The following is an 11703-nucleotide window of genomic DNA, read 5'->3' as shown; positions in this document are numbered from 1 at the left end:
CCGAGGCGGTGAGTGGGACGCCGTCGCCGGCATCTGACAGGATTTCGGGCATGACGGAATACCTCCTCGTCGCACTCGCCCTGCTCGGCGTGCTGATCCTCGGCGGCCTCAGCCTCGTGGTGCCCCGGTTGCGCCGGCGCCCCGAGCCGCCGCTGCCGGAGACGGAGGTCGACACCCGGGCCGAGGAGGACTTGGCCGGGCCGCCGGTCGAGGCCGCGGAGTCGGACCTGCGCACCGGCGTGCTCCTCGAGCCGCCGCCCGTGGTCGAGGCGCCGCCGCTGCCCACCATCGAGGTCCCCGAGCCCACCGCCGGCCGGCTGGTGCGGCTGCGCTCCCGGCTGTCCCGCTCGCAGAACGTCTTCGGCAAGGGCCTGCTCGGCCTGCTCAGCCGGGACCGCCTCGACGAGGACACCTGGGAGGAGATCGAGGACAGCCTGATCACCGCCGACGTCGGCATCGACTCCACCCGCGAGATCGTCGACCGGCTGCGCGAGCAGACCCGGGTGCTCGGCACCCGCTCGGTCGGCGAGCTGCGCACCCTGCTCGCCGCCGAGCTGGTCAACGCGCTCGACCCGACGCTCGACCGGTCGCTGAAGACCGCCCCCAAGGAGGGCGTGCCGGCGGTGCTGCTGGTCGTCGGGGTCAACGGCGCCGGCAAGACCACCACCTGCGGCAAGATCGCCCGGGTGCTCATCGCGGACGGCCGGACCGTGCTGCTCGGCGCGGCCGACACCTTCCGGGCCGCCGCCGCCGACCAGCTGGAGACCTGGGGCGGCCGGGTGGGCGCCGAGACGGTCCGCGGCCCCGAGGCCGCCGACCCGGCCAGCGTCGCCTTCGACGCCGTCAAGCGGGGCATCGACACGAGGGTCGACACTGTGCTGGTGGACACCGCCGGCCGACTGCAGAACAAGGTCGGCCTGATGGACGAGCTGGGCAAGGTCAAGCGGGTGGTCGAGAAGCACGGCCCGATCGACGAGACCCTGCTGGTGCTCGACGCCACCACCGGCCAGAACGGCCTGGAGCAGGCCCGGGTCTTCACCGAGGTGGTCAACGTGACCGGCGTGGTGCTGACCAAGCTCGACGGCACCGCCAAGGGGGGCATCGTGATCGCCGTGCAGCGCAAGCTGGGCATCCCGGTCAAGCTGGTCGGCCTCGGCGAGGGCCCGGACGACCTGGCCCCGTTCGACCCGGCGCAGTTCGTCGACGCGCTGCTCGGCACTGAGCCGATCGCCCGGGACGCGTAGCCTCGACGTGACGACTGACGATCGCGCCTACGCGGGGTGGCGCGACCCCAGCAACCCGTCGCCACGCCTCGGGAGACCGTACGTGACTTCGCAGGAGATTCCGCTCCACGGCGGGAACGTGAGCACCGTGGTCCGGGTGGGCGACACCGTCCGGCGCAACGCCGGCCCGTGGACCCCCTCGGTCCACGCGCTGCTGCGGCATCTGGAATACGTCGGCTTCACCGGCGCGCCCCGCGCCCTCGGCATGGACGAGCGCAACCGGGAGGTCCTGTCGTACCTGGAGGGGGAGTGCGGGGAGTACCCGCTGGCCCCGCACTGGGTCACCGACGAGGCCCTGGTCACCGTGGCGACCATGCTGCGGATGTTCCACGACGCCCAGTACGGCTTCACCCCGCCGCCCGGTGCGGTCTGGCGCTCGTTCGGCCCGCCCCCGCCGGACACCGAGGTGATCTGCCACCACGACGCCGCCCCGCACAACGTGATCTGGCGGCCCGACGGCACCCTCGGGCTGATCGACTTCGACCTGGCCTCGCCCGGCGCGCGGATCTACGACGTGGCGTACGCGGCCTGGACCTGGGTGCCGATCTTCTCCGACCGGGACTCGATCACCCTCGGCTGGAAGCACCCGGACCGGCCACGCCGGCTGCGCCTCTTCGCCGACGCGTACGGGCTGATCCCGCGGGACCGGCACCGGCTGATCCGGACCATCCGCAAGCGAATCGTCGACCACGTCGAGGGCATCCGGCGGATGGCCGCCGCCGGCGAGCCGGCGTTCGTCCGGATCGTGCACAAGGGCCACCTGCGCCGGCCGATGCGCGACCTGCGGCTGCTCGACTACGAGCGGCACGCCCTGGAGCACGCGCTGCGCTGAGCGGTCTCCGCTCGCGTGATCATCGTTCTTCACACGCCGGAAACAACCCGTCACGCGCCGGAAATCGAGCGGTGTCGGTGAAGGAAACAGCCGCCGAGCAAGCTTCCGCGCAACCGGCGTACGGGCGACGCTGCCCCGGAAGCCGCGAAGGAGGAGACTTCACCTTTAGGAGGCCAGCGTGCCTGAAGCACCGACGATCGACGGCGGCAACACCGTTTGGCTGCTGGTTTCGACCGCTCTCGTGCTGCTCATGACCCCCGGCCTGGCGCTGTTCTACGGCGGGCTGAACCGGGCCAAGGGCGTGCTCAACATGATGATGATGAGCTTCTCGGCCATCGGGCTCATCTCCGTGCTGTGGTGGTTCTACGGTTTCAGCGTCGCCTTCGGGGCCGACGTCAACGGTTTCTGGGGCGACCCCGCCGCGTACCTCGGCACCAGGACCTTCCTGGCCGAGACCGACCTCTGGGGCGCCACGGCGGAGAACCCCAGCGGCATCGGGGTCCCGCTCTACGTGTTCATGGCGTTCCAGATGGTCTTCGCGGTGATCACCGTGGCGCTGATCAGCGGCGCCATCTCCGACCGGGCGAAGTTCGCCGGCTGGCTGCTCTTCGCCTTCGGCTGGGCCACCCTGGTCTACTTCCCGGTCGCCCACTGGGTGTGGGGCGGCGGCATCATCGGCGCCAAGCTGCACGCGCTCGACTTCGCCGGCGGCACGGCCGTGCACATCAACGCCGGCGCCGCGGCCCTCGGCGTGGCCCTGGTCCTCGGGAAGCGGGTCGGCTGGCCCCGCGAGGGCATGAAGCCGCACAACATCCCGCTGGTCGCGCTCGGCGCCGGCCTGCTCTGGTTCGGCTGGTTCGGCTTCAACGCCGGCTCGGAGCTGACCGTCGACTCGGTGGCCGGCCTGGCCTTCCTCAACACCCAGCTCGCCACCGCGGCCGCGGTGCTCGGCTGGCTGGCGATCGAACGGATCAAGGACGGGAAGCCGACCATGGTCGGCGCGTCCTCCGGGGCCGTGGCCGGTCTGGTCGCCATCACCCCGGCCTGCGGCTTCATCGCCCCGTGGGCGGCCGTCCTGCTCGGCCTCGTCGCCGGTGCGGTGTGCGCGCTCGCCATCGGCCTGAAGTACCGGCTCGGCTACGACGACTCCCTCGACGTGGTGGGCGTCCACTTCGTCGGCGGCTGGATCGGGTCGCTGTGGCTCGGCCTCTTCGCCACCAACTCGGTCAACGGCGCGATCAGCGACGTGGTGGGCGCCTCCGACGGCCTCTTCTACGGCGGCGGCCTGACCCAGCTCGGCCGGCAGGTCCTCGCCGGCCTCATCGTCACCGTGTGGTCGGCCGGCGTCGCCTGGTTGCTCGCCCTCGCCATCGAGAAGACGATCGGCTTCCGGGTGGCGGCCGAGGCCGAGGTCGACGGCATCGACGTCGCCGAGCACGCGGAGAGCGCGTACGACCTGTCGCCCACCACGGGCGGCGGCGCCGGGGGCGCGTTCGCCATGGCGGGGATCGGCGGCGCCAGGCCGGCCCCGGAGCCCACCGACCCGGCGGAGGAGCCCGCCGAGCCGGTCAGCGAGAAGGTCGCCGGTTAACGTTCCTGGGATGGAGGGGTTGGACATGAAGCTGGTGACCGCGGTCATCAAGCCGTACCAGCTGGACGCGGTGAAGGAGGCCCTGCACGCCCTCGGCGTGGCCGGCCTGACCGTCAGCGAGGTCCAGGGCTACGGCCGGCAGAAGGGGCACACCGAGGTCTACCGGGGTGCCGAGTACACGGTCGAGTTCCTGCCCAAGATCCGGGTCGAGGTGCTCACCGACGAGATGGACGTCGACAAGATCGTCGACGCCATCGTGGGCGCCGCCCGGACCGGCAAGATCGGCGACGGCAAGGTCTGGGTGACCGGCGTCGAGGAGGTCGTCCGGGTCCGCACCGGCGAGCGCGGGCTCGACGCCCTCTGAGGACGTCCCGATGACCTCGTTGATCAAGGAGAACGCGTCGGGACACCCCGGTGACGGTGACGCGAACTTCTTGGTCAACGAGGTCGTCGGCGTGCCGGGCGGGATCGGGGTCGACGCCCGGCGGGCGCGGGCAGCGGCGCTGGACGGGTGGCTGGGCTCCGCCTTTCCGCGGCGGGCGGGGATCGCCCTGGTCGCGGTCGGCGGGCTGGGGCGGCGGCAGTGCGCGCCCTACGGCGACGTCGATCTGGTGCTGCTGCACGCGGGGGTGCCCGGCATCGACGAGCTGGCCGCCTCGCTCTGGTATCCGATCTGGGACGCGGGGCTGCGGCTGGACCACTCGGTGCGGACCGTCCCCGAGGCGCTCTCCGTGGCCCAGGACGACGTCAAGGTCGCCCTCGGCCTGCTCGACGCCCGCCACCTGGCCGGCGACCCGGTGCTGGCCGACCAGCTCGTCCGCACCGCCGCCGACCACTGGCGGCGCACCGCCGTCCGGCAGCTCCCCCGCCTGCGGGAGATCACCACCGCCCGCTGGGAGGCCCACGGCGAGCTGGCCTTCCTGCTCGAAGGCGACCTCAAGGAGGCCGCCGGCGGGCTGCGCGACGTCGGCCTCCTCCGGGCCATCGCCACGGCCGGCGTCACCGACGCGCTCCGGCCCGCCGTGCACGCCGCCCACCGGCGGATCCTCGACACCCGGGACGCCCTGCACCAGCAGGTCGGCCGCCGGGTCGACCGGCTCGTCGCCCAGGAACGCGACGGCGTCGCCGCCCTGCTCGGGCTGCGCCAACCGCTGACCGGGGACGCGGACGCCGAGGCGGCGCCGGTCGGTGACGGCGACGCGCTGCTGCGCCGGGTGGCCGGGGACGCCCGGACCGTCAGCCACGCCCTCGACGACGCCTGGCGGGCCGCCGACCGGCTCCGCTCCGGCCGGCACCGCAGCGCCGGCGGCCGGCCGCTGCGCCGCCCCGTCGCCCGGGACGTGGTCGAGCAGGACGGCGAGCTGGTGCTCGCCCGCGCCGCGATCGGCGCCCGGCCCGACCCGAGCCTGTCGCTGCGGGTCGCCGCCGCGGCGGCCACCACGCGGCTGCCCATCGCCCGGGCCACCTGCGAGTGGCTGGCCGCGTACTGCCCGCCGCTGCCCGCGCCCTGGCCGCCGGCCGCCCGGGCCGCGCTGATCACCCTGCTCGGGGCGGGCCCCGGCCTGGTGCCCGCCTGGGAGACCTGCGACCGGTACGGCCTCGTCGACGGCTGGCTGCCCGAGTGGACCCGGCTGCGCAGCCTGCCCCAGCACAACCCCGTGCACCGGTTCACCCTGGACCGGCACCTCGTGCAGGCCGCGTACGAGGCGAGCCGGCACACCCGCGACGTGGACCGGCCGGACCTGCTGCTGCTCGGCGCGTTCCTGCACGACATCGGCAAGGGTCTCCGAGGCGACCACAGCACCGTCGGCGCGCCCCTCGCCGAGGCGGTGGCCACCCGGATCGGGCTGCCCGACGACGAGGCGGCGCTGATCGCCAAGCTGGTCCGGCTGCACCTGCTGCTGCCCGACGTGGCCACCCGGCGGGACCTCTCCGACCCGAAGACCGTCGCCGGGGTCGCCGAGCGGGTCGGCGACACCACCACCCTGGACCTCCTGCACGGGCTGGTCCGGGCCGACGCCGCGGCCACCGGGCCGGCCGCCTGGTCGGACTGGAAGGGTCGGCTGGTCGCCGAACTGGTCGCCCGGGTGCGGACCGCCCTGGACACCGGCGTGGTGCCCGCCCCGCCGGCCCCCGACCCGGCGCTGGTCACCGGGCCGCTGCCGGTCGTACACCTCGGGGAGGACCGGGTGTCGGTGGCCGCGGCCGACCGGCGGGGGCTGCTCGCCACGGTGGCCGGCTGCCTGGCCCTGCACCGGCTGGAGGTGATCTCCGCGGACGCCGCCACGGTCGAGGGCCGGGCCCTCGTGCAGTGCCGGGTGCAGCCGCGCTACGGCCTGGCCCCCGACCCGATCGCGCTCCGCGCAGACCTGCGCCGCGCGGTCGGCGGCGACGTCTCGGTCACCCAGCGGCTGCGCGGCCGGGCCCTCGCCGCGCGGGCCCGGGGGGCCGCGCCCCGGGTGGTCTGGCACCGCGAGGCCGCCACCGACGCGGTGCTGCTGGAGCTGCGCGCCGCCGACGCGGCCGGGCTGCTCTACCGGGTCACCTGCGCCCTCGACGAGGCCGGCGCCCAGGTGCGGGCCGCCCGGATCTCCACCCTCGGCGGCGACGTGGTGGACGCGTTCTACCTGGTCGGCGGCTGGCCCGACGACGCCGAGCGGGCCCGCATCGAGGCCGCCGTCCTCGCCGCCGTGTAGGCCGGGCTTGCGACCCGGTCCGCGGGTCAGCTACCGGGAGTCTTCTGCGGGTGGGCGGCGAGCCACTCCTGGATGGTGTCGTTCCGGATGGCGGCGAACATCTCCCTCGCCTTGGCGTCGTCCAGCTTCACCGAGGAACCCGCGTGGGTCTTCAGGCTGGCGCTGGTGTACGGCACGGTGGCGAACCTGATGTTCGAGGGCTTGATGTCCCGGGCGACGAGAGCGAGTTCCCGCAGGTTGAGGGCCTTGTCGATGGTCAGGGCCTCGGCAGCGGTGGATAGCAGGTCGTCCAGCTGGAGCGGGTTCTGCAGCATGCCCTCCGCCGCGACCTTCTCCGCGATGGCCTTGACCACCAGTTGCTGGTCGTGGATGCGCCCGAAGTCCCCGCCCGGCACTGCCTTGCGCTGCCGCATGAACTCCTCGGCCTCCACCCCGTCAAGGTCGTGGCAGCCCTTCTCCCAGGCCGTTTTCGAGAACGTCGACCTGACCGTGTAGGGGACGCAGACCCGAACGCCGTCGACCGCGTCGACCATCTTGTTGATGCTGGCGAAGTTGGCGATCAGAGCGCCGTCGAACTTCACCCCGGTCAGCTGGGTGATGGTCTTCGCGGCATGAGGGGCGCCGCCGAAGGCGAAAGCGGCGTTGAGCTTGTTCATGCCGCCCTTCCATCCCCCGGCCGGCGGGACGTAGACGTAGCTGTCCCGCGGGATCGAGACGATCGTGGCGTGGTCGAGGTTCTTGCTGAGGTGCACCAGCATGATCGTGTCCGACCGCTGCCCGGAGAAGCGGCCCTCGTCGGGTTCGCCTTCGCGGCTGTCCGAGCCGAGCAGCAGCAGATCGAGTGGCCCGGCCTTCCAGCGCTGCTCGTCCTTCGGCGCGGCGACCTGGCCGAGCAGGTCCTCGTGGTGGGTCTTGCCCTCATAGCGGCTGACCAGGGCCAGGGCGCCGGCACCGCCGCAGATGCCGCCAACGAGCACGAGCGTGAGCAGGACAACGAGGGCCTTCTGCCAGCGCTTCAAGGATCCCTTGCGTGCGGTCGGCTGGGGCTCAGAAATGCCCGGGACAATCGGGGTCGATACGTCTGACATTGAGCCCCTCAGTACTCGTCTGTGGCACCTGTTCTTTCCGATTCAAGCCCGCGGTCATAGTCATAACAAGCCTGTGCACTGAGCTTGGAACGAGTTGGCCAAATGCCTGGCCGAGAGAAGTGCCAGGGCCAACCGTACGAGTGGTGAGCGCGACCGATTGGCTATGAATCTGTTCGGATGCCTGACCGCAAGTCCAGCTCCCTCAGGCGTGCAGGGTGCCCCTCAGTTCGGACCTGCTTCGTCTGCGGCGCCGCGACGAACCGGGGTCCTTATCCTCGACAGTTCCGGCAAGGGTCTGTCGGAAAAATGACAGGCCTTCTTGTCTGGCCAATTGACGGATCGGCACGCCGGACTGGCTCGAATCTGTCTCCCGAGCGGACAACGCGTCCACGTAGGGCGGACGGTTGCTCCGCCGAACAGGCAGCCCCGCCAGCACCTTTGCGGCTGGCGCTGCGGTGCGTTACCCAAGTTATGCTCAGCGTCGCCGCCGTGAAGGCGGCTCATACCTTGCTTTAGGCGGCGATTGGCATAACGGCGTAACAGCGCCTGATCGCGACCTGAAATGCCACTTCGTGGGGGACCGTGCGTGAAGTCCGGGCAGCAGGAAAGGTCAATGATCGCAGTGCGTACCGAGCAGCATTGGGGCGGATCAGTGGACGCAGCAACCGTCGATTTGCGATCGTCGGCTGGACGACTACGTGAGGCTCGCCGGGAGTTGGCATGGGCTCCGTCTTCGGAGCAACCCGTGATCCGCCACGTCCGGGCCTGGATGCTCGTGCTCCCCGTGGACGTCATTGTGCTGCTGGCGCCCGCGCCCTTCAATCCCGCTCACTGGCGCGGGCTGACGGTCTTGACGCTGCTGAGCATTGCCCTGCTCGCCTCGGGTGGTCTCTACCGGTCCCGCCTGCACCTGTCGATCCTTGACGAGGCGCCGGTGATCGTCAGTCGTTTCCTCGTCGCGGTGGCAATCGTCTCCGTCATCATGGCGATTCGGCATGACACGTTCGCCAACCTCGGCGGCCTGCTTCGGGACGCCGCATACATGGTCATCCTGCTGTTCGTGGGCCGAGGTATCACGACCTGGATGATCAGGTTCGGGCGCCGGCGGGGGATCGTCGGCCACCTGGCCATCCTGGTCGGCGGTGGTCCAGTGGCTGCGGACCTTGCCGCGGTGCTGGCCCGCTATCCGCAGTACGGGCTGAGAGTCGTCGGGTTCGTCGACAACCCGCACCGCACCGGCCAAGCAGTTCGCGACCTGCCGCACCTCGGCAACCTCGACCGCCTCACGGCGGCGATGGCGCGAGCCCAGGCCGATGTGTTGATCATTGCCGATCCGGACAGCACGGACAGCCGGTCTATTGATCTCCTGCGTGAGGCGATGGCCACGACGTACGACGTCCTCGTCGTGCCACGGATGCACCAGTTCCAGACTGACACGCCGAGGCCGGATCACATCGGGGCGATTCCCGTGATGCGGATCCGCCCACCCCGGTTGAGCGGGTGGCGGTGGGTCCTCAAACGATCGGCGGATGTCGTCGTCAGCGCGGTGTCGCTCGTCGCGCTCAGCCCGCTCCTCGCCGCCTGCGCCCTGGCCGTACGCATTGAGGGCGGACCGGGGGTTCTGTTCCGGCAGCAGCGGGTCGGCCGGCACGGCGAGCTGTTCGAGTTGCTGAAGTTCCGTTCCCTACGTCCGGCGAGCGACGCAGAGTCGCAGACGACCTGGTCGGTGGCGAACGACAGCCGCGTCGGGCCCGTGGGCCGTTTCCTGCGGCGTACATCGCTGGACGAGCTGCCGCAGCTGTGGAACATCCTGCGCGGCGACATGACGTTGGTCGGCCCGCGCCCGGAGCGCCCGCACTTCGTGGAACGCTTCTCCGTGGAACACCGGCATTACTCGTGGCGGCACCGGGTCCCGGCCGGACTCACCGGGTTGGCCCAGGTCAGCGGCCTGCGCGGCGACACCCCGATCTCCGATCGGGCGCGCTTCGACAACTACTACATCGAGAACTGGTCGCTGTGGTTCGACCTCAAGATCCTGCTGCGGACGGTCCGGGAGGTGCTGGTCGGCGGAGGTCGCTGACCGTCCGACTGCATCGGGGGACTTAGCCGCGGGGTCGCTTGACAAACGGGCGTCGGGCCGGGTGGCGGCAGGCGGCCGGTATCCCACCCTCGGCGCCGACTGCAGCGGGGCTCGGAATTGCCTCGATGGCCCCTTCGATCGGCCCGGCTGGCCCGTGCGCACCGGCGCTCGTCGCGAAAGTGGAGTCGGCTATCTCGCTGGCGTGGCGCTGGCGGTTGTCCTCCGTCAACCGTTCGGCCATACGGGACGCCCCCGACCGCAGCTCTTCGCCCAATTTGCGCTCTTAATGATGAAGATGGCGATCGGCCGGTGAAGCCGCCGTCGACTCTTGAGGAGCACCCGCGACTGCTGCCTGTAGTGGATTGATCGCTAGGGGTGGCTGTCGTTGGTCGGGGTCTGTCCGGTAGTTGTCTCGGGTCAAACAGCGGGTGGGATCGTCCCCATGAACTGTTCAGTTGGGAGGTAGGCTCGCGCCGCTACCAGGGCAAACGATCATCTCCCGAGCCTCGCGGCGGTCTGTGCGGACGTACCCCCGCGAGCTGAGGTTCCGCTGCCGACTGGCACCACACCACGACCGACCATCCTCGGAGACCGAAAAGTGACCTCAAAGTCGCATCTTCCGTCGGCGTTCGTGCCCTCCGTACCGGAGCAGCCGACTGGCGGAAGGGAGGGACCGGGACTCTGGGTGCCGTCCGGGACCTTACCGGTGGCTCAGCCGCCGGCCCCCGCGGCGCGAACCGCGCGCTGGGCAGGCCACATCCGGGCGTGGATGCTCGTGCTGCCTATGGACGTCCTCGCCCTGCTGACGCCCGTGCCCTTCAACCCGAACCATGTGCGTGGCCTGACCGTCCTGGCTGTGGTGGCGATCGCGTGTCTGGCGACCGGTCGCTTCTACCGGTCCCGGCTGCACCTGTCCATTCTCGACGAGTTGCCCGTGCTGGTCGCCTGGTTCCTGGTCGCGGCGGGGAGCGTGGCGTTCATCGCCGCCATCCGGCACGAGAGCTTCGCGGGTTTCGGCAGCCTGTTGCGCGCGGCCTTCGTCATGCTCGGTCTGCTGATCGTGGGGCGTGCCGTCGCGACGTCGACGATCAAGTTCGGCCGCCGACGGCACATCGTCGGCCACCGGACGATCCTGGTGGGCAGTGGACCGGTCGCGGCCGACCTGGCCCACGTCCTCGCCCGCTACCCGCAGTACGGGCTGCGGGTCGTCGGCTTCGTCGACAACGCGCGCGGGTCGGACCCCGCCGTCAACACCGTGCCCTACCTGGGCGACCTGGACCACCTGACCGAGGCGATGGCCCGCGGCGGCGCGGACGTGCTGATCGTCGCCGACCCGGACACCACCGAGTCGCGGTTCGCCGCGCTCCTGCGTCAGGCGATGGCGTCGGCCTACGACACCCTGGTCGTACCGCGGATGCACCAGTTCCAGACCCAGACCCCGCGGCCTGACCACATCGGCGCGATTCCCGTCATGCGCATCCGACCGCCGAGGCTGAGCGGGTGGCAGTGGGCCCTCAAGCGCGCGGTGGACATCGTCTTCAGTGCCCTGGCACTCATCCTGCTCAGCCCCGTCATGGCCGTCTGCGCGCTGGCCGTGCGGATCGAGGGTGGGCCGGGGGTGTTCTTCCGGCAGCAGCGGGTCGGCCGGAACGGCAAGCTGTTCACCGTCCTCAAGTTCCGCTCGATGCGCCCGGTCGACGAAACCGAGTCGCAGACCACCTGGTCGGTGGCGAACGACAGCCGGGTCGGGCCGGTCGGCCGTTTCCTGCGGCGCACCTCCCTCGACGAGCTGCCACAACTGTGGAACATCCTGCGCGGCGACATGACGTTGGTCGGCCCGCGCCCGGAACGCCCCCACTTCGTGGAGCTCTTCTCCGCCGAGCACGCCCTCTACGCCTGGCGGCACCGCGTCCCCGCCGGACTGACCGGATTGGCCCAGGTCAGCGGCCTACGGGGGGACACGCCGATCTCCGATCGGGCGCGGTTCGACAACTACTACATCGAGAACTGGTCGCTCTGGCTCGACGTCAAGATCATCTTGCGGACGATCCGCGAGGTCATCGTCGGCGGAGGCAGGTAGCCGGGCTGCCCGGCGTACGTTCCGCGGCGTACCACCGGAGTCGCTTCGGGGAC

Annotated in this window: 8 protein-coding genes; 7 read left to right on the top strand and 1 reads right to left on the bottom strand. The window is 71.2% G+C overall.

Going from position 1 to position 11703, the window contains the following annotated elements; genetic code table 11:
* Window positions 1-50 precede the first annotated feature (50 nt).
* The 5 genes from ftsY to ABZS80_RS25645 all read left to right on the top strand — a co-directional run bounded on the left by ftsY (window position 51) and on the right by ABZS80_RS25645 (window position 6402).
* Window positions 51-1244 carry a signal recognition particle-docking protein FtsY gene (gene ftsY / locus ABZS80_RS25665; RefSeq protein WP_355059702.1) on the top strand — a complete coding sequence of 398 codons (1194 nt, stop codon included), beginning with the start codon at window positions 51-53 and terminating at the stop codon, window positions 1242-1244.
* Window positions 1219-2115 carry an aminoglycoside phosphotransferase family protein gene (locus tag ABZS80_RS25660; protein WP_192579927.1) on the top strand — a complete coding sequence of 299 codons (897 nt, stop codon included), beginning with the start codon at window positions 1219-1221 and terminating at the stop codon, window positions 2113-2115. Before ftsY ends, ABZS80_RS25660 begins: the two co-directional genes overlap by 26 nt.
* 178 nt (window positions 2116-2293) lie before the next feature.
* Window positions 2294-3706 (top strand): ammonium transporter, encoded by a 1413-nt coding sequence (locus ABZS80_RS25655; protein ID WP_355059700.1) that lies wholly within the window; start codon window positions 2294-2296, stop codon window positions 3704-3706.
* Window positions 3707-3731: 25 nt separating this feature from the next.
* Complete coding sequence (locus tag ABZS80_RS25650) at window positions 3732-4070, top strand: P-II family nitrogen regulator (RefSeq protein WP_013284578.1); 339 nt, start codon at window positions 3732-3734, stop codon at window positions 4068-4070.
* A gap of 10 nt (window positions 4071-4080) precedes the next feature.
* Complete coding sequence (locus tag ABZS80_RS25645) at window positions 4081-6402, top strand: [protein-PII] uridylyltransferase (RefSeq protein ID WP_355059698.1); 2322 nt, start codon at window positions 4081-4083, stop codon at window positions 6400-6402.
* A gap of 26 nt (window positions 6403-6428) precedes the next feature.
* Here ABZS80_RS25645 and ABZS80_RS25640 read toward each other — a convergent pair whose 3' ends face one another.
* Window positions 6429-7421 carry an LCP family protein gene (locus ABZS80_RS25640; RefSeq protein ID WP_355059697.1) on the bottom strand — a complete coding sequence of 331 codons (993 nt, stop codon included), beginning with the start codon at window positions 7419-7421 and terminating at the stop codon, window positions 6429-6431.
* Window positions 7422-8235: 814 nt separating this feature from the next.
* Between ABZS80_RS25640 and ABZS80_RS25635 the strand changes: the two genes are divergently transcribed.
* Together ABZS80_RS25635 and ABZS80_RS25630 are read left to right on the top strand one after the other, a co-directional pair.
* Entirely contained in the window at window positions 8236-9570 is a 1335-nt protein-coding gene (locus ABZS80_RS25635; RefSeq protein WP_355059695.1) for a sugar transferase, read from the top strand.
* A gap of 769 nt (window positions 9571-10339) precedes the next feature.
* The gene (locus ABZS80_RS25630) at window positions 10340-11650 is read left to right on the top strand and encodes a sugar transferase (protein ID WP_355059693.1); all 1311 of its coding nucleotides are present in this window, start codon (window positions 10340-10342) and stop codon (window positions 11648-11650) included.
* The last annotated feature ends 53 nt before the right edge of the window (window positions 11651-11703 follow it).

The organism is Micromonospora sp. NPDC005305 (assembly GCF_040607315.1).
GTDB lineage: Bacteria > Actinomycetota > Actinomycetes > Mycobacteriales > Micromonosporaceae > Micromonospora.
This window is presented reverse-complemented; position numbering and strand designations above follow the sequence as displayed.

Excerpts from the sequence above, each read along its gene's own strand:
- ABZS80_RS25630 (WP_355059693.1), top strand. The coding sequence starts at position 10,340 with ATGCTCGTGCTGCCTATGGACGTCCTCGCCCTGCTGACGCCCGTGCCC.
- ABZS80_RS25645 (WP_355059698.1), top strand. The coding sequence starts at position 4,081 with ATGACCTCGTTGATCAAGGAGAACGCGTCGGGACACCCCGGTGACGGT.
- ABZS80_RS25650 (WP_013284578.1), top strand. The coding sequence starts at position 3,732 with ATGAAGCTGGTGACCGCGGTCATCAAGCCGTACCAGCTGGACGCGGTG.
- ftsY (WP_355059702.1), top strand. The coding sequence starts at position 51 with ATGACGGAATACCTCCTCGTCGCACTCGCCCTGCTCGGCGTGCTGATC.